Here is a 23,436-nt window from a genome sequence, read left to right as displayed (position 1 = left end):
TTTCGGTTGGTCATCATCACGCCAAATAACCGATAAAAAAATATCATACTTCCATACAAGAGAATTATTCTCATTGGCAACATTATATTTACTTTCATTGCCAGACAATCAGCGCATGCGCAAATTGTGATCGGCAGCGCGTAAGCCGGATGATTTAAATAATGGACAAAATTACGCCAGAATAATCACGGCAGGTCATTATCGTTATTTGGACATATGCCCGAGCTGGCGTGGCAATAATTGTGCAAAGCTCAGAACAAACCGGCATTTTGAGTTTTTACCGCGCCAGATAGAGTAGGTGAATCAACGACTCAGGATATCCTTTTATGCGCAAAACGCTCCTGTCACTGCTGACCGCAGTGGCGCTGGTTCACCCGGTGCACGCCGCCACGCCCGCCGATACGCTGGTGATTGCGGTGCCGCTCGATGGCATTATCAGCTTTGACCCGGCCGAAAGTTTTGAAACCATCAGCACCAGCAGCCTGCGTAACATTTATCAAACACTGCTGGAACCGAATCATCAGGATCCGCAGCAGTTATCTCCGCTGGCGGCCAGTCGCTGGCAGCCGGGCAATACCCCGCATAGCCTGGTATTCGATCTCAATCCGCAAGCCCATTTCGCCAGCGGCAATCCGCTGACCGCCCAGGATGTGGTGTTTTCGTTAACCCGCGCGGTGAAGCTGAATAAAGCGCCCTCGTTTATTCTGGGCGAGTTTGGCTGGACGCCGGACAATATCGACCAGCAGTTTACGGTGATTAACGACCACCAGCTTGAGCTGCGCTGGCCGGCACAAATCGGCAGCGATCTGGCGCTGCGGCTGCTCACCGCGCCGGTGGCGTCGCTGGTCGACAGCAAACTGGCGCAACAGCATGCTGCCAACAACGACTACGGCAATGGCTGGCTGAAAACGCATTCCGCCGGCAGTGCCGCCTATGCCATCAAACAGTTTGTGCCGCTGCAGGCGCTGGTGCTGGAAGCCAATCAGTACAGTACGCAACAGCCGCATCTGAAGCGGGTGCTGCTGAAAGGCGTCGCCGAACCGGGAACCCGCCGCCTGCTGATCCAGCAGGGGGATGTGGATGTCGCCTACCAGCTCGGGCCGGATCAGATCGCTGCCGTAAAAGGCGTGAAGGATGTCCGGGTCGATGCCTTCCCCTCCAGCCTGATTTACTACCTCGGCTTTAATACCCAAAGCCCACAGCAACCGGCGCTGGCCAATCCGGCGTTATGGCAGGCAGCACGCTGGCTGGTCGATTATGACAGTCTGGCGAATCAGCTGTTAAAGGGGCAATACCGCATTCATCAGAGCTTCCTGCCGGAGGGCTTTGATGGCGCGATTACCCGCACGCCGTTCCATTACGATCTGAACAAAGCCCGGTCGATTCTGCAACAGGCCGGCATCAGGCCTGGCACCCACATTGCCCTGACGGTGGTCAATCAGCCGCCGTATATCGACGTGGCGCAGGCGTTGCAGGCCAGCTTCGCGAAGGCGGAGGTGAATCTGGATATCCAGCCGGTGGCGGAATCGGAGCTGTGGAGCAAAATGCGCAGCCGTGACTTCCAGGCGATCTTCTCTTACTGGGGCGCGGACTACGTCGATCCTAATACCAACGCCAGCACCTTTGCCTATAACGTGCCGGGCGGCGGCAAAACCCTGGCGTGGCGCGTCGGCTGGACCATTCCTGAACTGAGCGCGGCCACCCGCGCCGCAGCCGGTGAGAGCGATGCGGTCAAACGCCGCAGCCGCTACGTGCAGTTGCAAACCCAGGTGCAGCAGCAGTCGCCGTTTGTGGTGATGTTGCAGGGCGCCACTCAGGTGGCGGTGCGCAGCAACATCCGCAACGTGCAGCAGGGCATCGGTGTCAGCCTGCTCAATTTCGAAGAAGTGCAGAAGTAACCGGCTCCGTTGCGCTGCGGAGCAACGGGCTGCTTTTCGGTGAAATCTTCTCCGCTTTTCCCCGCCCCGCTTGCTATTCTTCAGGCATAACCCGTTGCCTGAGAGTGGAAAATCATGACTTCGCCCCTGTTGATTGCCCGGACGCCCGACGTTCAGCTCAATCTGTTACCGCAAATGGCCAATCGCCACGGACTGATAACCGGCGCGACCGGTACCGGTAAAACCGTCACCCTGCAAAAGCTGGCAGAATCGTTCTCGTCGATTGGCGTGCCGGTATTTATGGCCGATGTGAAAGGCGATTTAACCGGTGTCGCGATGGCAGGCGAGTCAGGTGAAAAGTTACAGCAGCGACTGGCGAAAATTGGCGTCACCGACTGGCAGCCGCAGGCCAATCCGGTGGTGCTGTGGGATATCTTCGGTGAAAAAGGCCACCCGGTGCGGGCGACCGTCTCCGATCTCGGCCCGCTGCTGCTGGCGCGGCTGCTGAACCTCAATGAAGTACAGAGCGGCGTATTGCAGATTATTTTCCGCATCGCCGACGATCAGGGCTTACTGCTGCTGGATTTCAAAGATCTACGCGCCATGACGCAGTACATCGGTGACAACGCTAAAAGCTTCCAGACGCAATACGGCAACATTAACAGCGCCTCGGTCGGGGCGATTCAGCGCGGACTGCTGACGCTGGAGCAACAGGGCGCGGAGCACTTCTTCGGTGAACCGATGCTGGATATCGCCGACTGGATGCGGGTCGACGCTCAGGGTAAAGGCTTCATCAATATTCTGTCGGCAGAGAAGCTCTACCAGATGCCGAAGCTCTACGCCACCAGTCTGCTGTGGCTGCTGTCTGAGCTGTATGAACATCTGCCGGAAGCCGGTGACCTCGATCAGCCGAAGCTGGTGTTCTTCTTCGATGAAGCACATCTGCTGTTTAACGACGCGCCGCCGGTGCTGCTGGAAAAAATCGAACAGGTGATGCGGCTGATTCGCTCCAAAGGCGTCGGCGTCTGGTTTGTCACCCAGAACCCGGCGGATATTCCGGATCGGGTACTGGGACAGCTCGGTAACCGGGTGCAGCACGCCCTGCGCGCCTTCACGCCGAAAGATCAGAAAGCGGTTAAAACGGCGGCCGACACCCTGCGCGCCAACCCGGCATTCAGCAGCGTGGAAGCGATTCAGGCGCTGGGCACCGGCGAAGCGCTGATCTCTTTTCTCGATGCCAAAGGCAGCCCGTCGGTGGTAGAGCGGGCGATGGTGATTGCGCCCGGCTCGCGCATGGGACCAGTGACCGCCGATGAACGCAACGGGCTGATCAACCACTCACCGCTGTACGGCAAATATGACAGCGACGTCGATCGTGAATCAGCGTTTGAACGGCTGCAACAGGGCTTTCAGGCCAGCAGCGAACAGCGCAACGCACCGCCTGCCAAAGGCAGCAGCGTGGCGGTCGACGAGGGAATTCTTGGTGGACTGAAAGAGATTCTGTTTGGCCGCACCGGACCACGCGGCGGTAAGCACGATGGCGTGGTGCAGACCATGGCGAAAAGCGCGACCCGACAGATTACCCAACAGATCATCCGCGGCGTGCTCGGCAGCCTGCTGGGTGGCCGTCGCCGCTGATAACGCGCTCTGCTAAGATCAGGATATGGATAAACAACACGAACTGAAACGGACAAAACGTCTGGCGCTGCTGCTGCTGTTACTGGCCGCCGCGACCTTCATCATCACCCTGTTTCTGCCGCCCGGCTTTTGGGTCAGCGGCGTGAAAGCGATAGCGGAAGCGGCAATGGTCGGTGCGCTGGCCGACTGGTTCGCGGTAGTGGCGCTGTTTCGCCGGGTGCCGGTGCCCTTTATCTCGCGTCATACCGCGATTATTCCGCGCAACAAAGATCGTATCGGTGAGAATCTCGGCCGCTTCGTGCAGGAGAAGTTTCTCGATACCGATTCGCTGCTCAGCCTGATACGCCGTCACGATCCGTCGCACCTGCTGGCGCAGTGGCTGAATGCGCCCGGCAATGCTGACCGCATCGGCCGGCATCTGCTGCAGGTGATGCGCGGCTTTCTCGATCTGACCGATGACGCGCGTATTCAGAACTTTATGCGCCGCGCGGTGCATCGCGCCATTGATAAGGTCGATCTGACGCAGACCAGCGCCCTGATCCTGGAGAGCCTGACCAAAAATAATCGTCATCAGGCGCTGCTGGACGCGGCGATCGAACAGTTGCTGGCGCTGCTGCATAAGCCCTCCACCCGTGAGTTCATTGCGCAGCAGCTGGTGCGCTGGCTGAAGCGTGAACATCCGATCAAAGCCAAAATGTTACCGACCGAGTGGCTGGGCGAACACAGTGCTGAACTGGTGGCGAACGCGGTCGACTCGCTGCTGGATGATGTGGCGCTGGATCAGGGCCACGAGCTGCGTCTCGGCTTTAACCGGGCGGTGGATCGGCTGATCGTCAAACTGCAAACCGACCCGGAGATGGCGGAGCGCGCCGAGGTGATCAAGAGCTGGCTGAAAGAGGATGCCACGCTTAACCGCTACATCGGCGAGCTGTGGAACGATATGCGTAACTGGCTGAAAGCGGACCTCAGCAGCGACGATTCGCGGGTGCAGGAGAAAGTGCGCGGCGCGGCGCTGTGGTTGGGCGAAACCCTGGCCGCCGATCCGGCGCTGCGCGACTCAATGAATCAGCACCTCGAACAGGCAGCGCGCAGCGTGGCACCGGAATTTGCTGGCTTTCTGACGCGCCACATCAGCGACACCGTGAAGAGCTGGGATGCACGCGATATGTCGCAGCAGATCGAGCTGAATATCGGCAAAGACCTGCAGTTTATTCGCATCAACGGCACGCTGGTGGGCGGCACCATTGGCCTGATTCTCTATCTGCTGTCACAGCTGCCAGCAGCCCTGCCCGCGTTGTCAGGCTGGATAAATAGCGTGGCCTGAAGCCGCTTCCCGCCGCTGAGACCGCTACTCCCGGAAAGATGCCAAACGTAAAGCGATGGGAGTATTCGCCTGCAGCTTAAAAAACAAAAAAGGCCGCAAACGCGGCCTTTTTTCAATTGCGGTACTCGCTTAGCGCCGCTTGATCAGCATAAACAAGCTGATGGCGAAGAAGGCGAAGCTCGGCAGAATTGCCCCCATGATTGGCGGCAGACCGTAAACCAGGCTCAGCGGGCCGAAGATCTGGTCGAGCACGTAGAACAGAAAGCCAAAGCTGATGCCGGTAACCACCCGCACGCCCATCGACACACTGCGCAGCGGACCAAAGATAAACGACAGCGCCATCAGCATCATCACCGCCACCGACAGCGGCTGGAAGATTTTGCTCCACATGTTCAGCAGATAACGCCCGGACTCCTGGCCGCTCTGCTTCAGATACTTGCTGTAGTTATACAGGCCGCGAATCGAAAGCGCGTCCGGGTCGAGCGCCACCACGCCCAGCTTATCCGGCGTCAGGTTGGTTTTCCACTCGCCGCCGAGGCTCTGCGAACCGGTGATTTGCTTCGGATCGGTCAGGTTCGACTCATCTACCTGGGACAGCGCCCAGTGTTTTTTCGCCGCATCCCAGGTCGCGGTCGCGGCATAGCGCACGCTCTGCAGCCGACGCTGATCGTTAAAGCTGTAGATGCTGACGCCATCAATCTCATTGTCGCCTTTGATGCGCTCAATGTAGATGAAGTTGTTGCCATCTTTCGCCCACAGACCGTTTTGCGTCGACACTAGCGCCCCGCCATACAGCTGCTGCGCCCGGTAATTACGCGCCATCTGCTCGCCCGAGGGCGCAACAAATTCGCCAATCGCCATGGTCAGCAGCACCAGCGGAATCGCGGTTTTCATCACCGACAAGGCCACCTGCATGCGGGTGAAACCGGCGGCCTGCATCACCACCAGCTCACTGCGCTGTGCCAGCGTCCCCAGCCCCAGCAGCGCGCCCAGCAGCGCCGCCATCGGGAAGAAGATCTCAATATCTTTCGGCACGCTAAGCAGCGTGTAATAACCGGCCGAGAGCGCGCTATAGCTGCCCTGACCGGTTTTACGCAGCTGATCGACGAACTTGATGATGCCGGAGAGCGACACCAGCATGAACAGCGTCAGCATGATGGTATTGAAGATGGTTTTGCCGATATAGCGGTCAAGTACGCGAAACATCAGACCGATCCTCCGCGTGTAAAGCGGGCACGAACCCGACGCATCGGCACCGTATCCCACAGGTTAAGCAGCACCGCCAGCAGCAGATAGCTGATATTCACTACCCACATCCAGACGGCCGGATCGAGCCGCCCTTTCGCTCCGCTCGACTTCAGCGAGCTTTGCAGCAGGAAGAAGATCAGATAGAGCAGCATCGCCGGCAGCATCGACAACACCCGGCCCTGACGTGGATTGACCACGCTGAGCGGCACCACCATCAGCGCCATCACCAGCACCGAAAACACCAGCGTCATACGCCAGTGCAGCTCGGCGCGGAAGGTCGGCGAGTCGTTACCGAACAGGCCGGTAAAGCTCGACTGCTCCGCATCGTTCGGGTCCAGCGTGGCCTCTTTATAGCCCACCAGCGCCTGATAATTGGTGAAGTCAGTGATGCGGAAGTCACGCAGCAGCGCGGTGCCCTCAAAACGGGTACCTTTATCCAGCGTCACCACCTGCGAACCGTCTTTATGCTGTTCCATATGACCGCTGTCAGCCAGCACCACCGAAGGCCGCGCGTTGCCTTTTGGCCGTAACTGCGCCAGGAACACGTTGCCGAACTGGTTGCCTTTGACATCCTCAAGGAACAGCACGGCGCTGCCATCGCTGGAGGTCTGGAACTGCCCGGCCGCCAGCGCCGCCGTGCCAGGGTTGGCTTTGGCGTTCTGGGTCACTTCATCCTGATAACGGGATGACCAGGGACCGAGCCAGATAACGTTCACCGCCGCCACCAGCGAGGTAAACAGCATCAGCACCATCGCCGCCTTGACCAGCACCGCTTTACTCAGGCCGCAGGCGTGCATGACGGTAATTTCACTTTCCGTATAGAGTCGTCCCAGCGTCATCAGGATCGCCAGAAACAGACTTAAGGGCAGTATAAGTTGTGCCATTTCAGGCACGCCGAGTCCTAACAGTGTCAGAACGAGGTTTGTCGGCACTTCGCCATCCACCGCGGCTCCTAAAATCCTGACTAACTTCTGGCAAAAGAAGATCAATAGCAGGATGAAGAGGATAGCCAGCTGGCTTTTGAGCGTTTCCCGAACCAGATATCTAATGATGATCACGCTTAGTACGCCTGTGAAAACTTGTCTTTTTGCAGGAAAATCGCTAGTTTCAACGCTTATTTGCCATTTTTCTTCATCAATGGCCGTCATCGTAGCTAAAATTGTATGACAAACGCGCTTGGGTGGTGGAAAAACAACATCTTGTCACCCTGATTCATTATGACCTCCAGCGGCAGAATGTCATGCTGCCGTGATGAATAAATGGGTCATGAGCGCGCTACATTCTAGCGGCAGCAGCGGCCGTTGTCTTTAAGATTCAGGAGAGTGCATGGAGTTCAGTGTAAAAAGCGGAAGCCCGGAAAAACAGCGCAGTGCCTGCATTGTCGTTGGCGTTTTCGAACCGCGTCGTCTGTCACCGATTGCCGAACAGCTGGATAAAATCAGCGACGGCTATATCAGCGCCCTGCTGCGCCGCGGCGAGCTGGAAGGAAAAGTGGGCCAGACACTGCTGCTGCATCATGTGCCAAACATCCTGTCTGAGCGTATTCTGCTGATTGGCTGCGGCAAAGAGCGCGAGCTGGACGAGCGTCAGTACAAGCAGGTGATTCAGAAAACCATCAACACGCTGAACGATACCGGCTCAATGGAAGCGGTCTGCTTCCTGACTGAACTGCACGTCAAAGGCCGTAACACCTACTGGAAAGTGCGTCAGGCGGTCGAAACCTCAAAAGAGGCGCTGTATAACTTCGATCAGCTGAAAAGCAACAAGGCCGAGCCGCGCCGTCCGCTGCGTAAGCTGGTGTTTAACGTGCCGACCCGCCGTGAACTGACCAGCGGTGAACGCGCGATTCAGCATGGTCTGGCGGTGGCTGCCGGCATGAAAGCGGCGAAAGATCTCGGCAATATGCCGCCAAACATCTGTAACGCCGCCTATCTTGCCTCACAGGCGCGTCAGCTGGCGGATGCCTTCAGCAAAAATGTCACCACCCGTGTCATCGGCGAACAGCAGATGAAAGAGCTGGGCATGAACGCCTATCTGGCGGTGGGTGCCGGTTCGCAAAACGAATCGCTGATGTCGGTGATTGAGTACAAAGGCAACCCGGATGCCGACGCGCGGCCGATTGTGCTGGTCGGTAAAGGCCTGACCTTCGACTCCGGCGGCATCTCGATTAAGCCGTCCGACAGCATGGACGAAATGAAATATGATATGTGCGGCGCGGCCTCGGTGTATGGCGTGATGCGCATGGTCGCCGAGCTTAACCTGCCGCTCAACGTGGTCGGCGTGCTGGCCGGCTGTGAAAACATGCCGGATGGCCGGGCGATGCGTCCGGGCGACGTGCTGACCACCATGTCTGGCCAGACGGTGGAAGTGCTGAATACCGATGCTGAAGGCCGGCTGGTGCTGTGCGATGCGCTGACCTACGTTGAACGCTTCGATCCGGAAGTGGTGATTGACGTCGCGACCCTGACCGGTGCCTGCGTGATTGCGCTGGGCCACCACGTCAGCGGTCTGCTGTCGAACCACAATCCGCTGGCGCATGAGCTGATCAGCGCCTCTGAGCAGTCGGGCGACCGCGCGTGGCGCCTGCCGATGGCGGACGAGTATCAGGAGCAGCTGGAGTCCAACTTTGCCGACATGGCCAACATTGGCGGCCGGCCTGGCGGAGCGATTACCGCCGCCTGCTTCCTGGCGCGCTTTGCCCGCAAATATAACTGGGCGCACCTCGACATCGCCGGTACGGCCTGGCGTTCAGGTAAAGCCAAAGGCGCCACCGGGCGTCCGGTGCCGATGCTGTCGCAGTTTCTGTTGAATCGGGCAGGATTGAACGGCGACGACTGATCGCCGCAATGCTGACTACAAGGGCGGATGAGATTCCGCCCTTGATCTTCTGACGAGCAAACTGATGAAAAACGCAACCTTCTACGTGCTGGAAACCGATGCACCGAGCGACGGCCTGAGCGCCATCGAAGCGCTGGTGTGCAATCTGGCGGAAACACGCTGGCGGGCCGGAAAGCGGGTGTTGATCGCCTGTGAAGATGAGCAGCAGGCGATTCGTCTCGACGAAGCGCTGTGGCAACGTCCGGCGAACGCCTTCGTGCCGCATAACCTCGCCGGTGAAGGCCCGCGCTACGGCGCGCCGGTTGAACTGGCCTGGCCGCAGCGTCGCGGCAGTTCGCCACGCGACCTGTTAATTAGCCTGCTGCCACAGTTCGCAGATTTTGCTACTGCTTTCCATGAAGTGATAGACTTCGTTCCTTACGAAGAATCTCTCAAACAGCTGGCGCGCGACCGCTATAAAGCGTACCGCAGCGTTGGTTTCCAATTGAATACGGCAACGCCGCCACAGCCGCAAACGACATAGCAGAAATGGAAAAGACATATAACCCGCAAGATATCGAGCAGCCGCTTTACGAGCATTGGGAAAAGCAGGGCTACTTCAAACCGAATGGCGATACCAGCCAGGAAAGCTTTTGCATCATGATCCCGCCGCCGAACGTCACCGGTAGCTTGCACATGGGTCACGCCTTCCAGCAAACCATCATGGATACCATGATTCGCTACCAGCGCATGCAGGGCAAAAATACCCTGTGGCAGGCCGGTACCGACCACGCGGGCATCGCCACGCAGATGGTGGTTGAGCGCAAGATTGCGGCTGAAGAGGGCAAAACGCGCCAGGACTACGGCCGTGATGCGTTCATTGACAAAATCTGGCAGTGGAAGGCGGAATCCGGCGGCACCATCACCCGTCAGATGCGCCGTCTCGGCAACTCCGTTGACTGGGAGCGCGAGCGTTTCACCATGGACGAAGGTCTGTCCAACGCGGTGAAAGAGGTGTTCGTCCGCCTGTACAAAGAGAACCTGATTTACCGTGGCAAACGCCTGGTGAACTGGGATCCGAAGCTGCGCACCGCCATCTCTGACCTGGAAGTGGAAAACCGCGAGAGCAAAGGCTCAATGTGGCATATCCGCTATCCGCTGGCCGACGGCGCGAAAACGGCTGACGGTAAAGATTATCTGGTGGTCGCCACCACTCGTCCGGAAACCCTGCTGGGCGATACCGGCGTGGCGGTCAATCCGGAAGATCCGCGCTACAAAGATCTGATTGGCAAATTTGTCATGCTGCCGCTGGTTGGCCGTCTGATCCCGATTGTTGGCGATGAACATGCTGACATGGAAAAAGGCACCGGCTGCGTCAAGATCACCCCGGCACATGACTTTAACGACTACGAAGTCGGTCGTCGTCACAAGCTGCCGATGATCAACATCCTGACCTTTGACGGCGATATCCGCGAGCGCGCCCAGGTGTATGACACCAACGGCGAAGTCAGCGATGCCTGCTCGGATGAGATCCCGGCCGCGTTCCAGAAGATGGAGCGTTTTGCGGCACGTAAAGCGATCGTCGCTGCTGTCGATCAGCTTGGCCTGCTCGAAGAGATCAAACCGCACGACCTGACCGTACCTTATGGCGATCGGGGTGGCGTGGTGATTGAACCGATGCTGACTGACCAGTGGTACGTGCGCACTGCCCCGCTGGCGAAAGTGGCGGTCGAAGCGGTTGAAAACGGTGACATTCAGTTTGTACCGAAGCAGTACGAAAACATGTATTTCTCCTGGATGCGTGATATCCAGGACTGGTGTATCTCTCGTCAGCTGTGGTGGGGTCACCGTATCCCGGCCTGGTACGACAACGACGGTCACGTCTATGTTGGCCGCACCGAAGAAGAAGTTCGCGCTGAAAACAACCTGGCCGCCGATGTGGCGCTGCGTCAGGATGATGACGTGCTGGACACCTGGTTCTCCTCTGGCCTGTGGACGTTCTCCACTCTTGGCTGGCCGGAAAACACCGAAGCGCTGCGCACCTTCCACCCGACCAGCGTGCTGGTCAGCGGCTTCGACATCATCTTCTTCTGGATTGCCCGCATGATCATGCTGACCATGCACTTCATCAAAGATGAAAATGGCAAACCGCAGGTGCCGTTTAAAACCGTTTACATGACCGGTCTGATTCGTGATGAAGAAGGCCAGAAGATGTCAAAATCCAAGGGCAACGTGATTGACCCGCTGGATATGGTTGACGGCATTTCGCTGGAAGCGCTGCTGGAAAAACGCACCGGTAACATGATGCAGCCGCAGCTGGCCGAGAAGATCCGCAAACGCACCGAGAAGCAGTTCCCGAACGGCATTGAGCCGTCAGGCACCGATGCGCTGCGTTTCACCCTTGCCGCCCTCGCCTCAACCGGTCGCGACATCAACTGGGACATGAAGCGCCTGGAAGGTTATCGCAACTTCTGTAACAAGCTGTGGAACGCCAGCCGCTTTGTGCTGATGAACACCGAAGATCAGGATTGCGGCCAGAACGGCGGCGAAATGACGCTGTCGCTGGCGGATCGCTGGATCCTCACCGAGTTCAACAGCACGGTGAAAGCTTACCGTGACGCGCTCGATAGCTACCGTTTCGATATCGCCGCTAACCTGCTGTATGACTTCACCTGGAACCAGTTCTGTGACTGGTACCTGGAGCTGACCAAGCCGGTGATGAACAGCGGTAACGAAGCGGAACTGCGCGGCACCCGCCATACGCTGGTGAACGTGCTGGAAGGCTTGCTGCGTCTGGCCCACCCGATTATTCCGTTTATCACTGAAACCATCTGGCAGCGCGTGAAGGGACTGAAAAACATCAGCGACGACACCATCATGCTGCAACCTTTCCCGCAGTTTGAAGCGGCGAAAGAGGATGCCGAAGCGAAAGCGGATATTGAGTGGATGAAACAAGCGATTGTGGCGGTGCGTAATATTCGTGCCGAAATGAACATCGCGCTGAGCAAACCGCTGGATGTGCTGCTGCGTGACTGCTCACCGGCGGCACTGCGTCGGGTAGAAGCGAACCGCAACTTCCTGTCGCGCCTGGCGCGTCTGGAAAGCCTGACCATTCTGCCAGCGGGCGAGAAAGGCCCGGTCTCGGTGACCAAAATCGTTGAAGGCGCTGAGCTGCTGATCCCGATGGCCGACCTGGTGGATAAAACGGCCGAACTGGAGCGACTGGCGAAAGAGCTGGTTAAACTGGAGGTCGAAATCGACAAGATTCAGGTCAAGCTGGCCAACGAAGGCTTTGTCTCCCGCGCCCCGGAAGCGGTGGTGGTAAAAGAGCGTGAACGCGTCGCCGAACTGCAACAATCAAAAGCAAAACTGATTGAACAGCAGGCGGTAATTGCGGCATTGTAAGCGTCGTAGCTGACAGCTTATTCATAAAGCCGGGCTTGCCCGGCTTTTTTATTGACCTCGTACAAATCCGGAAGAGATGATGACGACACCCACCACCACGCGCCTTGATCTGCAGGTGCGGCCGATTACTGCCGCCGACAATCCGCATATCGCCCAGGTTATCCGCGACGTTTCAGCGGAGTTCGGCCTGACTGCTGACAAGGGATACACCGTATCCGACCCGCAGCTCGACCATTTGTTTGAGTTGTACAGTGCTGAACAGAGCGCCTACTGGGTGGTGGAGTATCAGGGCAAGGTGGTCGGCGGTGGCGGCGTGGCGCCGCTCGCCTGTAGTGCCCCCGATATCTGCGAACTGCAGAAGATGTATTTCCTGCCCGCCGTGCGTGGACAGGGACTGGCGCGCGAACTGGCGCTAAGAGCGATGGAACATGCGCGCCAACAGGGTTTCCACCGCTGCTACCTCGAAACCACCGCCAGCCTGACCAGAGCGATCAAGCTGTATGAATCGCTGGGCTTTAGCCACATCGACGGCGCTATGGGCTGCACCGGCCACGTGGACTGTGAAGTGCGCATGCTGCGAATGTTATGAGCCGCGCTCGACGTAACTCATGTCGTTGATGGATTCAATCACGAACTCGCCGCTGTCGGTATAGCGCAGCCGGGTCACGCTCGCATTGTGCAGCTGCTCGTTCAACGAGGTATCGCCAAGCGCCATCAGTAACGAAGTAATCGCCAGGCCGTGCGACACCACCAGAACGTTACCGCCCCCCTGCTTCTGGGCCTGCTGCGCTATCTCGGTCAGGCTATCCACCATGCGCTTCGACACCTGCTGATAGCTTTCGGCCATCCCTGATGACTTAACGCCTTTAAGCGCTGGCGTACCGGACGCTTCCGCCTGGCGGATAGCGTCTATTATACGATCGGCGCGAATTGTGCCTTCGCCAGATGCTTTCATCAGCGCCGCCTCAGAGGCAAAGCCGAGCAGATGGGCGGCATCGGTCAGCATATTCTCATCCAGATCGCCCTCATACAGCCCAAAGCCCACTTCCCGTAATTCTTTGCGCTCGTTCAGCGGCAGCGGCCTTTCCCATGCCTGCATGACAAGCTGCGCGGTTTGTCTCGCCCTGCCAGAATCGCTGGACCAGACGGCGATAAACGGCAGCGTCTTCAGGCCACGTCCCAGCTGTTCAGCCACCTCCACGCCCGCTGGCGTCAGCGGTGTATCTGACCACCCCTGCGCACGATGAACCGTGTTAAACATGGTTTTGCCATGCCGCGTAAGATAGATTGTCACATCAGCGGCGAAGGATTCGCTTGCGCCAGCGCCAACCACCACAAGCATCAGCAATGCTTTCAATATATTCTTCATCATATTTTCCTTATTTTAACAGGTCTAATTTATACTCAACCGCGATCGCCGCAGACAGGTTGGGAGAGCGCCGGTATTTTCCCTGCGTATTTAAAACCGGTGTTTCTTTGCTGTTTTTGTATGACCAGCCATAACCGAACAGCGAAGAAATCGACAAGTTTTTCAGGGCGGGATGGGGTTCGATGAAGCGGTTGATGAGCACAATTTCCCCGGAGCGTATACGCGTATCCCGGTAATTAAACTGTCCATAGTTAATCTGAAAGCCGCTAAATACGCCTTTTAAAATTTCATATTCCGTTTGCGACACCAGTGCCAGTTCTTTATCACGGGTATAATCTTTGCCGACAGCGGTCAGCGCGTTAAAACGCCCGCGGGTATTTTTTGTTAAAGGACGCGCATAATATCCCACCGCATTCTTTTTAGGTGCCGAGGTCCAGCCAGCGGCGAATTTTTGTGTCCATCCATTGTTGATCCAGTCTGCTTCGCCGACATAATGCCAGGCGTGGTCATCGAACGATCTTTTGCTGGCGGCCATGCTTTTATAATTTGCCAGCGCCTGACTGCCATAAATTTGTGAGGAGAGACGCCAGTGTGGCGAGAGGGTGTAACTCGCTTCGATAACATGACGCCGCTGGTAGGCTTCCGCTTCGCCAAAAGCGTAGGCGAGCCGTCCGCGATCGGTTTTATAGCTCAGGGCGCCGGTATAGATTGCCGCAATGGTCCGCTGGTCCTGGGTTTGCAGCGCCAGGCTGTCCGGTGAATCATGGCGAAGAGCTTTGGTGACGTAAGCCAAATCCAGCCGCAGATTCTGCCCGTTCAGCGCGCCGCTATAGCCTGAATAGCTGTTACGCGACAAACGGTTAGTGTTGGTCAGCACGCCAAAATCGTTGAACGTTTGCCAGCCCGCTTTCGCCTCGAATCCCGCCTGCTCGTCGCCCAGCTTTACTTTCAGATAGCGTTGGCCAAACTTGCTAAAGCCGTGTGCGTCAGCTTTTTGCCGGTTGCCGCCGCTGTCGTACAGCACACCGCGCGAGGCAAAGTTGTCGCTGGCACCCAGCCTGATCGCACGGGTGTAGGTGGCATCAAAGCCCAGCCAGTCCCACAGATAGCCGGAACGAAAATCCAGACCTGCCGCCTGTCCCCAGGCGTTATGAACCGCGGTCGGTTGCGCTTCGTTTTCCTTAAGATACTTCCAGTAATTGCGCAGCCTGAGATCAAGTTGCGAATCGTGCAGGAAAGCATTATCAGAGAGCGATAGCGCGCTGGAATTGTCCGCCCGCGCCAGCGCAGGCTGAAATAACAGTGGAATAAATAACAGAATACAGGTCCTTACCCTCATTTTATGACTCCTTCCATTTAAAGCTGGTTAGCAAAATCGGCAGTCCGGAATAAGGTATCTGACCTGTTTACCGGCTGTGCCCGGTGCAAAAAAAAACCTGATTCACAACCCCTCTTTGGCAAAGAGAAATCATGAATCAGGTTTTGCTTAAAATAATAACAACCCTAATTCGGCAAGGGCAATATACGTATTCCGGGGAGAAAGATCAGAAGAGAAAAAACATTCTGTGAGGGATGACTCAAATAATATTCAGCGGACGTAACGGAACCGTATTAACTTAATAATTAACGTTTGAAGTTCTATTATTAATGAAATCAACCCGGTTAAATTAAAAAAATAAACGGCCGTCGTAACAGCGCCGTTTACTCTTATCAGAACGCCGGTACCCCGCTATGAAAACGTAACTCGCTGTCCGGTTCGCTGATTAACCATGCTTCGGTTGCTCCAATAGCCTGTACCCGTGGGGTAATATCCCGCGCGGATATGCGGGCAGCCAGGGCTAAATAGTCCTGATAGTGGCGCGCTTCCGACCGTAGCAGTGAGATATAAAAGGTCTCCAGCTCCGCATCCAGCCACGGTGCCAGACTGGCAAAACGCTCGCAGGATCGCGCTTCAATATAGGCACCGCAGATCAGCTTATCGACCAGCGTTTCCGGCTCATGAGTGGTAACCTCACGCAGCAGCGATTTCGCGTAGCGGCTGGAGGTGATCTTCTGATAGACCAGCCCGCGCGACTGCATAATTTCCCACACCTGATAAAAGTGATGCAGCTCTTCTTTAATCAGCAGCACCATCTTTTCCACCAGCTCATCCGCCCACGGCAGTTCATTGCGAACAATAATGCGTTTGGTGAGGTTTTTATGGGCGTTGATAAAGTCGCTGTCGCCATCTTCGCGGAAGATAAAATCTTCATACGGTTTCAGCCAGCCGAGAACCGCCTCCCCGCTGGGTTTGTCAGCCACATATTTGCGGATCAACCAGACTGCGGTCTGCGCGGCTTTTAGCTCACACACCAGGTGATCGGTTAATAACAGGGTCAGATTTTCGGGTTTACGCGCCTCATCAATCCAGGCTTGTGGCGTACGGCAGTGCAGAAACTGATAAATCGGTTCAAGTAACGGTGCGTAGTTCATGGTGTTAAAACGAGGCTGGAAAAGAAGAGAGGCGGAGAATTCCCCGCCCTGCGCGACTTAGTGGCGAATGCCGTTATCATCTTCATCGTCGATAGCGTCTTCGTCATCTTCATCTTCGGCGTCCGGATCTTCGAAGTAGGTGCCCCAGCCGTCGTAGTCGACATTGTATTTACCGATCAGGTTCACCAGCTGCTCAACCTGCACATCAATCAGCTCTGGCTTCAGCGCCGATTCACTGATGATGTCAACGCACATTACGGTGGTGCCATCTTCCAGTTCCAGCTCTTCCGGCTCGGTCACTTCATAACCCAGCTTAAAGGCGTCAACCGCCGCCTTTTCCAGTGAATCGAAGTTGTTGCACGAGAGATGGTGCTCGATGGTATAAAGCGCATCGGGATCGCTGCCATCCTCCAGCAGCTCTTCAATGATCAGGCGCGTCTCTTCACGCTGCTCTTCCAATAATGCTTCATATGCCATGACGATGTCCTCTCTGAGTTCGGCAATAAACAATTATTTTCCCACACTGCCTGTCGCGCCACTACACAAAACGAAAAGTTTATTCTCACCGGGCTTGAAAATGCATATTCATACGGTTAGATTGAATTTTAATTCACTTTATATGGTTACCGGAGTGTTGTATGAGTCAGCTATATCAGCGCCATTTCCTCAGGCTACTGGATTTTACCCCGGCCGAAATAGATTATCTGCTTAGCCTTGCGGCTGAATTAAAACGCGCTAAAAAGAGTGGCAGTGAAGTCCCCTCCCTGAAAGGCAAAAACATCGCGCTCATCTTCGAAAAAGACTCGACCCGTACCCGATGCTCTTTCGAAGTTGCCGCTTACGATCAGGGTGCTAACGTTACCTATCTCGGCCCAAGCGGCAGCCAGATTGGCCATAAAGAGTCGATGCGCGATACCGCGCGGGTGCTGGGCCGGATGTACGATGGCATTCAGTATCGCGGTTACGGCCAGGCGCTGGTGGAAACCCTGGCTGAGCACGCTGGCGTGCCGGTGTGGAACGGCCTGACCACGGAATTTCATCCCACCCAGCTGCTGGCCGATCTGCTGACAATGCAGGAGCACCTGCCGGGCAAAAAGCTCAGCCAGATGACGCTGGTCTACGTCGGCGATGCGCGCAACAACATGGGCAACACCATGCTGGAAGCGGCGGCGCTGGTCGGGCTGGATCTGCGGCTGGTGGCACCGCAAAGCTGCTGGCCAGAAACCGCGCTGGTAGAACAGTGTCGTAAAGTCGCGCAGCAGACCGGCGGTAAAATTACCCTCACCGATAACATTGCCGACGGCGTCAACGGCGCTGACTTCATCTACACCGACGTCTGGGTTTCGATGGGCGAAGCCAAAGCGGTGTGGCAAGAGCGCATCGCCCTGCTGCGTGATTATCAGGTCAACCGGGCGATGCTCGATCTGACCCACAATCCTGAGGTGAAGTTCCTGCACTGTCTGCCCGCTTTCCATGACGATCAGACCACGCTGGGCCGGCAGATGGCGGAACAGTACGATCTGCATAATGGGATGGAAGTAAGCAACGAAGTTTTTGAATCGCCGCACAGCATCGTGTTCGATCAGGCGGAAAACCGTATGCACACCATCAAAGCGGTGATGGTGGCGACGCTCGGTCAGCGCTGACAGCTGCGCCAGATTGCCGGCCTGCATCCGCGCCGGTCAGAGAGGCCGGGCAGGCCGTGCTGGTGGTGCCGCAAACGATTACCTCGCGCACGATTTTTCCTTGCTGCCCGGCCGCGAATCGGTATAATTCGCCACAATTTGCCGGAGGAAATATGCTACAGCGCAGCGGACAATTTGACGCTCAATCACGCCTGACCGCAGGCGGCGCCGCTGTTTCTTTCGGTCATCGACCCGATCATAAAAAAGCCCCTTAAGCAGGGGCTTTTTTTTGTCCGCAATCCGGCCGCGCAGAGGAGAAAGCTATGGCTAACCCGCTATATCGCAAGCACATTATTTCGATCAACGACCTCAGCCGTGACGAGCTGGAACTGGTGCTGCATACCGCCGCACAGCTCAAAGCGCATCCGCAGCCGGAACTGCTGAAGCACAACGTGATCGCCAGCTGCTTCTTTGAAGCCTCAACCCGCACCCGCTTGTCGTTTGAAACCGCGATTCATCGGCTCGGCGCATCGGCGGTGGGTTTTGCCGACGGCAGCAACACCTCACTGGGGAAAAAGGGCGAAACCCTGGCCGACACCATTTCGGTGATCGGCACCTATGTCGATGCGATTGTGATGCGTCATCCGCAGGAGGGTGCCGCGCGCCTGGCAACCGAGTTCTCCGGCGGCGTGCCGATTCTCAACGCCGGTGACGGTGCCAACCAGCATCCGACCCAGACGCTGCTCGATCTCTTCACCATTCAGGAGACCCAGAGTCGCCTGAACCAGCTGAATGTGGCGATGGTCGGCGACCTGAAATATGGCCGCACCGTCCATTCCCTGACCCAGGCGCTGGCGAAGTTTGACGGCAACCGCTTCTTCTTTATCGCCCCTGATGCGCTGGCAATGCCGGCTTACATCACCGATATGCTGGATGAGAAAAACATTGTCTGGTCACGGCACGACAGCTTTGAAGAGGTGATGCCGCAGCTCGACATTCTCTACATGACGCGGGTGCAGAAAGAGCGTCTCGATCCGTCGGAATATGCCAACGTCAAAGCGCAGTTTATTCTGCGGGCTGCCGACCTGGCGACGGCACGCGACAACATGAAAGTGCTGCATCCACTGCCGCGCATCGACGAAATTACTACCGATGTCGATAAAACCCCTTACGCCTGGTATTTCCAGCAGGCCGGGAACGGCATCTACGCCCGTCAGGCTCTGCTGGCGTTGGTATTAAACAGCGAACTCGCCCTGTAAGGAGATCCTCAGATGACACACGACAACAAATTGCAGGTCGAAGCGATCAAGCGCGGCACGGTCATCGACCATATCCCGGCGCAGGTCGGCTTTAAGTTGCTCTCCCTGTTTCGCCTGACCGAAACCGATCAGCGCATCACCATCGGCCTGAATCTGCCGTCAGGTGAGATGGGGCGAAAAGATCTGATCAAGATTGAGAACACCTTTCTGACCGACGATCAGGTCAATCAGCTGGCGGTCTATGCGCCGCATGCCACGGTCAATCGCATCGACGACTATGAAGTGGTGGCGAAGATCGCCCCGACGCTGCCGGAGCACGTTGAGCGGGTGCTGACCTGCCCGAACAGCAACTGCATCAGCCGCAGCGAGCCGGTCTTCTCCAGTTTTGCGGTCAAGCAGCGCGCCGATGATGTCCACCTGAAGTGCAAATATTGTGAAAAAGAGTTCGCGCGCCATGTGGTGCTGGGTCACTGGTAATCGTTCCGGCCAACCCTATAATGGTCAGCACCGGCGGGCTCACCGCCCTACTGTCTTATTCAAGGAGCAATAATGTCTCGTGAAATCAGTACCGAAAAAGCCCCTGCCGCTATCGGCCCTTATGTTCAGGGTGTCGATCTCGGCAGCATGATCATCACCTCCGGCCAGATTCCGGTCGATCCCGCCACTGGCCTGGTGGCCGATGATGTGACCGCCCAGGCGCGTCAGTCACTGGACAACGTAAAAGCGATTGTTGAAGCGGCTGGCCTGCGGGTCGGAGATATCGTGAAAACCACAGTTTTCGTCAAGGATCTGAATGATTTCGCTACGGTGAATGCGGCCTATGAAGCGTTCTTCACCGAGCATCAGGCGGCGTTCCCGGCCCGGTCCTGTGTCGAAGTAGCGCGTCTGCCGAAAGATGTGAAGATTGAAATTGAGGCCATTGCCGTTCGTCGCTAACTGACAACGGCCGCGTAGCCGCCTCTCTACCTGCTCACGGCGAGAGGCGGCCAGCGGATTAGCGCTTAGCCGGTCGCCATAGCCACAACAGCGCGATGGCCAGCGCAAACAGCACGCCAAAACCGATACCGGTTGCCACCGCCGGCGCACCGGCTTTAATCGCCAGCGTATAGAGCCCCAGCATCAGCAGCATCGCGCTGTTCTCCCCGAGATTCTGCACCGCAATCGCATTCCCTGAGCCGACGCTCTCTTTACCGCGCGCCTGCAACAGCGCGTTCAGCGGCACCACGAAGAAGCCCCCCAGCGCGCCAATCACCATCAGCAGCAGATAGGCATTCAGCAGGGTATGCTGTAACGAGAAGACCACTACCATGACGCCAATCAGCACCCCGGCAGGCATACAGCGGCGCACCGTCTCCAGCGTCACCAGTTTTGCGGCCGCGGCCGCACCCAGCACGATACCGATCGCCACCATCGCATTCAGGGTGGTCGGCGTGGTGTTGTCGTTGATGCCCAATGCCACCGGCACCCACAGCACCAGCAGGAAACGCAGCGTGACGCCCGCGCCCCAGAACAGGCTGGTGCCGAGCAGTGAAAAACGCGTTTCGGCGTCACGCCATAGCACCGCTGCCGCACGGAAAAAGCTGCGCAGCATGGCGGCGATCTGCCAGCTTTGCCCCGGACGCGCCGCCTGCAGTTTCGGGATAAACAGGTTGGCCACCACCGCGACGCCGTAGGTGACGGCGCAGAGTCCCAGCGCGGCCAGCAGGTGCCAGTCAGCCAGCATACCGCCCGCCACCGAGCCGAGCAGAATGGCGGCGATGGTTGAACCTTCCATCAGCCCGTTGGCTTTCACCAGCTTTCCGCCGTGGGTGATTTCACCGAGGATGCCATATTTCGCCGGTGAGTAGGCCGCAGCGCCGACTCCCACCAGGGTATAGCCGAGGAACGGGTTGAAGCCGAAGCAGATCGCCAGCGCGCCCAGCAGTTTCAGGCTGTTGGCGATCATCATCACCCGCCCTTTCGCCATGCTATCGGCCACCTGCCCGACAAACGGGGCCAGCAGAATGTAGGCCGCGACAAACAGCATCTGCAACACCGGCTGGCTCCAGTCGGGATAGAACTGGCTTTTCAGCACCGCCAGCGTGGCAAACAGCAGCGCGTTATCGCCAAAGGCCGAAAAGAACTGGGCGACGATCACCGCGATCATGCCGCGCGACATCAGCGGCGCATCCCGTTCGATGTTCATGCCTGCTCCTCTTCAGCCAGTTTTTTCAGCGTCACGTAATCCGGCTTGCCGCTGCCGAGCTGTGGCAACTGCTTCATCACCCGGATATCACGCGGCAACGCCAGCTCCGGCGCGCCCAGCTCCCGGGCGGCTTTTTGCAGGCCATCACGTGCCAGTTCGCTGTCGGTGGTAAACAGCACCAGCGCCTCGCCACGCTGACCATCCGGCCGCAGCGAGGCGGCATGTTGTTTGTCCGGCGACGCTTTCAGGGCGATCTGCTCGACGATCTCCAGCGACACCATCTCGCCAGCGATCTTGGCGAAGCGTTTGGCGCGTCCCTGAATCTGGCAGAAACCGCCCTCATCAAAGCTGACGATATCGCCGGTGTCATACCAGCCCGCTTCCAGATTGCCTTCGCCATCGTCGGCGACCGGCACTTCCAGCACGCCTGGATTTTCAACCCGCAGGTAGCCTTTCATCACGTTCGGGCCGCGCAGCTGCAGCCGTCCGCCCTGCTCAATGCCCGGCACCGACATCAGTCGCGAATCCATCCCCGGCAGAATCCGCCCCACGCTGTGCGCTTTCGCCGCCATCGGCACGTTAATCGCCACCACCGGCGCACATTCGGTTACGCCATAGCCTTCGAGGATGCGAATGCCATATTTTTCCATGTAGAGCTGGCGGGTGTTTTCCTGCAGCTTCTCGGCCCCGGCCACCACATAGCGCAGGCGGGCAAAGTCGTAAGGGGCAGCAAAGCGGGCATAGTTGCCAAGGAAGGTCGAAGTGCCAAACAGTACGGTGCAGTTTCGGTCATAGACCAGCTCCGGCACGATGCGGTAGTGCAGCGGACTGGGATAGAGAAACACCTGCGCGCCGGTCATCAGCGGCGTAAACAGGCCGACGGTCAGGCCAAAGGCGTGGAACAGCGGCAGCGCCGACATAAAGCGGTCACGCGGGGTAAAGTCGGCCACGGTGCGAATCTGTTCGACGTTCGCCAGCAGGCTTTTATGCGAATGCACCACCCCTTTAGGGTTGCCTTCTGAGCCAGAGGTGAACAGCACCATCGCCGCGTCTTCCGGCTGCTGGGGCAGCTGAGCGCGATGAGGCATCAGCAGATGGCCGACAATCCACAGTTTGTCCTGTAGCGTCACCGTATCTTTCAGATCTTCCAGATAGATCCACTGCACCTCGTCGAGTCCCTGCGGCAGATGCCACAAATTACCTTTGTCGAGGAACTGACGCGAGGTGAAGACGGTTTTAATCTGCGCCGCAGTCAGGGCAGCCCGCATGCCGTTGACGCCCGCGGTGTAGTTGAGCATCGCCGGTACCCGGCCACGCAGCGAGGCACCGAAAATCGCCGCCGCGGTGACGGTGGTGTTTGGCAGCAGCAACCCGACCACTTCGCGCGGCTGGCTGTAGCGTTCAAGAATACGGCCGACGCCGAGCGATTTCTTCAGCAAGCCGTTATAGCTGTCGGGCTTGAAATTGACATCTTCGATGCAGCGCCTGAAGGCACCGTAGCGTGAACGGGCCGCGAGAAAGGCTTCAAACAGAGTTTCACGCGGGCGTACCGCCATGCGGGCTTCCATCATCACATGATGCAGATGTTCGCCCGCCAGTATCCGCCGATCGCGGGCGCGTTTGGCTTCCGGCATCGGGATACGGGTCGCCGGCAGAATGCTGAGGGTGATGCGCGGAAACAGGCGGCGTTTGAATACGCCCGCCAGCCGGCCAAACGGCGTAAACTCCGCCCCTTCAATCCGCATCGGTACCACGTTAGCGCCAGATCGCGCCGCGACAAATCCGGCCCCGCTGTAGATTTTCATCAGCGATCCGGTCACGGTGATCCGTCCTTCCGGGAAGATCACCACCGGGCGGCCGCTGTCGATCAGCCGCACCAGCTGTTTCAGCGCCATCGGCTTAGTGGGATCGAGCGGCACATAGTCGATAAAGGGTTTAACCAGCCGCATAAACCAGCTTTCGCTGATGGTTGAATAGACCGCGTAAACCGGCTTAATCGGCAAAAATAACGCCAGCAATATGCCGTCGAGAAACGACATATGGTTCGGCGTGATCAATACCTTCTGCTTATGCAGTTCGGCGACGTCGCCGCGCAGTTCGACCCGCCATAACAGGCGAAATACCAGACGCAATAATGTGAATACCATGCCTGCTCCTTAGCATCGTGAAAAATAGCCCCTCACGATGCAGGATTTGACGCAGTTCGACAACAGAATT

19 protein-coding genes are annotated in these 23,436 nt (G+C 57.4%); 11 read left to right on the top strand and 8 right to left on the bottom strand.

The window, feature by feature from the left end:
* Nucleotides 1-326 precede the first annotated feature (326 nt).
* From AC6I8D_RS02340 to AC6I8D_RS02330, 3 genes are all read left to right on the top strand, one after another.
* The gene (locus tag AC6I8D_RS02340) at nt 327-1,898 is read left to right on the top strand and encodes an ABC transporter substrate-binding protein (RefSeq protein ID WP_497819587.1); all 1,572 of its coding nucleotides are present in this window, start codon (nt 327-329) and stop codon (nt 1,896-1,898) included.
* Between the two features lie 114 nt (nt 1,899-2,012).
* Nucleotides 2,013-3,515, top strand: coding sequence for a helicase HerA-like C-terminal domain-containing protein (locus AC6I8D_RS02335; protein WP_497819586.1), 1,503 nt, complete (start codon nt 2,013-2,015; stop codon nt 3,513-3,515).
* A gap of 25 nt (nt 3,516-3,540) precedes the next feature.
* Nucleotides 3,541-4,839: a DUF445 domain-containing protein gene (locus AC6I8D_RS02330; RefSeq protein WP_497819585.1), complete on the top strand. Its 1,299-nt coding sequence runs from the start codon at nt 3,541-3,543 to the stop codon at nt 4,837-4,839.
* A 129-nt stretch (nt 4,840-4,968) separates the two neighbouring features.
* On the opposite strand, the gene lptG is transcribed toward AC6I8D_RS02330, so the two are convergent.
* Both lptG and lptF read right to left on the bottom strand, forming a co-directional pair.
* Nucleotides 4,969-6,045: an LPS export ABC transporter permease LptG gene (gene lptG, locus AC6I8D_RS02325; protein ID WP_312055245.1), complete on the bottom strand. Its 1,077-nt coding sequence runs from the start codon at nt 6,043-6,045 to the stop codon at nt 4,969-4,971.
* Entirely contained in the window at nt 6,045-7,145 is a 1,101-nt protein-coding gene (gene lptF, locus AC6I8D_RS02320) for an LPS export ABC transporter permease LptF (protein WP_312055246.1), read from the bottom strand. Before lptF ends, lptG begins: the two co-directional genes overlap by 1 nt.
* Nucleotides 7,146-7,413: 268 nt before the next feature.
* On the opposite strand from lptF, the gene pepA reads away from it, so the two are divergent.
* From pepA to AC6I8D_RS02300, 4 genes are all read left to right on the top strand, one after another.
* Nucleotides 7,414-8,925: a leucyl aminopeptidase gene (gene pepA / locus AC6I8D_RS02315; RefSeq protein WP_031375817.1), complete on the top strand. Its 1,512-nt coding sequence runs from the start codon at nt 7,414-7,416 to the stop codon at nt 8,923-8,925.
* A gap of 64 nt (nt 8,926-8,989) precedes the next feature.
* Nucleotides 8,990-9,448, top strand: a complete 459-nt coding sequence (locus tag AC6I8D_RS02310; protein ID WP_031375818.1) for a DNA polymerase III subunit chi — start codon at nt 8,990-8,992, stop codon at nt 9,446-9,448.
* Between the two features lie 5 nt (nt 9,449-9,453).
* The gene (locus AC6I8D_RS02305; RefSeq protein ID WP_312055247.1) at nt 9,454-12,309 is read left to right on the top strand and encodes a valine--tRNA ligase; all 2,856 of its coding nucleotides are present in this window, start codon (nt 9,454-9,456) and stop codon (nt 12,307-12,309) included.
* A 76-nt stretch (nt 12,310-12,385) separates the two neighbouring features.
* Entirely contained in the window at nt 12,386-12,898 is a 513-nt protein-coding gene (locus AC6I8D_RS02300) for a GNAT family N-acetyltransferase (RefSeq protein WP_497819584.1), read from the top strand.
* Here AC6I8D_RS02300 and AC6I8D_RS02295 read toward each other — a convergent pair.
* From AC6I8D_RS02295 to rraB, 4 genes are all read right to left on the bottom strand, one after another.
* Nucleotides 12,893-13,681 (bottom strand): histidine phosphatase family protein, encoded by a 789-nt coding sequence (locus AC6I8D_RS02295; protein WP_497819583.1) that lies wholly within the window; start codon nt 13,679-13,681, stop codon nt 12,893-12,895. The two genes, AC6I8D_RS02300 and AC6I8D_RS02295, sit on opposite strands and share 6 nt — an antisense overlap.
* Before the next feature lie 7 nt (nt 13,682-13,688).
* Nucleotides 13,689-15,017, bottom strand: coding sequence for an OprD family porin (locus AC6I8D_RS02290; RefSeq protein ID WP_497819582.1), 1,329 nt, complete (start codon nt 15,015-15,017; stop codon nt 13,689-13,691).
* A 371-nt stretch (nt 15,018-15,388) separates the two neighbouring features.
* Nucleotides 15,389-16,150 carry a tRNA isopentenyl-2-thiomethyl-A-37 hydroxylase MiaE gene (gene miaE, locus AC6I8D_RS02285; protein WP_312055251.1) on the bottom strand — a complete coding sequence of 254 codons (762 nt, stop codon included), beginning with the start codon at nt 16,148-16,150 and terminating at the stop codon, nt 15,389-15,391.
* Between the two features lie 57 nt (nt 16,151-16,207).
* Nucleotides 16,208-16,627 (bottom strand): ribonuclease E inhibitor RraB, encoded by a 420-nt coding sequence (gene rraB / locus AC6I8D_RS02280; RefSeq protein WP_069728807.1) that lies wholly within the window; start codon nt 16,625-16,627, stop codon nt 16,208-16,210.
* Between the two features lie 161 nt (nt 16,628-16,788).
* Between rraB and argF the strand changes: the two genes are divergently transcribed.
* The 4 genes from argF (at nt 16,789) to ridA (ending at nt 19,970) form a co-directional block, all read left to right on the top strand.
* Nucleotides 16,789-17,796: an ornithine carbamoyltransferase gene (gene argF / locus AC6I8D_RS02275; protein ID WP_312759813.1), complete on the top strand. Its 1,008-nt coding sequence runs from the start codon at nt 16,789-16,791 to the stop codon at nt 17,794-17,796.
* 302 nt (nt 17,797-18,098) lie between these two features.
* Nucleotides 18,099-19,034: an aspartate carbamoyltransferase gene (pyrB, locus tag AC6I8D_RS02270; protein ID WP_312055253.1), complete on the top strand. Its 936-nt coding sequence runs from the start codon at nt 18,099-18,101 to the stop codon at nt 19,032-19,034.
* Between the two features lie 12 nt (nt 19,035-19,046).
* The gene (gene pyrI / locus AC6I8D_RS02265) at nt 19,047-19,511 is read left to right on the top strand and encodes an aspartate carbamoyltransferase regulatory subunit (RefSeq protein ID WP_031375827.1); all 465 of its coding nucleotides are present in this window, start codon (nt 19,047-19,049) and stop codon (nt 19,509-19,511) included.
* Nucleotides 19,512-19,583: 72 nt separating this feature from the next.
* Nucleotides 19,584-19,970 carry a 2-iminobutanoate/2-iminopropanoate deaminase gene (gene ridA, locus AC6I8D_RS02260; RefSeq protein WP_312055254.1) on the top strand — a complete coding sequence of 129 codons (387 nt, stop codon included), beginning with the start codon at nt 19,584-19,586 and terminating at the stop codon, nt 19,968-19,970.
* A 58-nt stretch (nt 19,971-20,028) separates the two neighbouring features.
* Here the strand turns inward: ridA and lplT are convergent, their stop codons facing one another.
* Entirely contained in the window at nt 20,029-21,219 is a 1,191-nt protein-coding gene (lplT, locus tag AC6I8D_RS02255) for a lysophospholipid transporter LplT (protein ID WP_312759817.1), read from the bottom strand.
* Nucleotides 21,216-23,366 carry a bifunctional acyl-ACP--phospholipid O-acyltransferase/long-chain-fatty-acid--ACP ligase gene (gene aas, locus AC6I8D_RS02250; RefSeq protein ID WP_312055255.1) on the bottom strand — a complete coding sequence of 717 codons (2,151 nt, stop codon included), beginning with the start codon at nt 23,364-23,366 and terminating at the stop codon, nt 21,216-21,218. Before aas ends, lplT begins: the two co-directional genes overlap by 4 nt.
* Nucleotides 23,367-23,436: the final 70 nt, after the last annotated feature.

The sequence above is a fragment of the Pantoea sp. X-Soil-MYKO-1785 genome (assembly GCF_059730675.1).
Note: the sequence above shows the minus strand (reverse complement) of the source record. Positions and strands in the feature narration are given on the sequence as shown.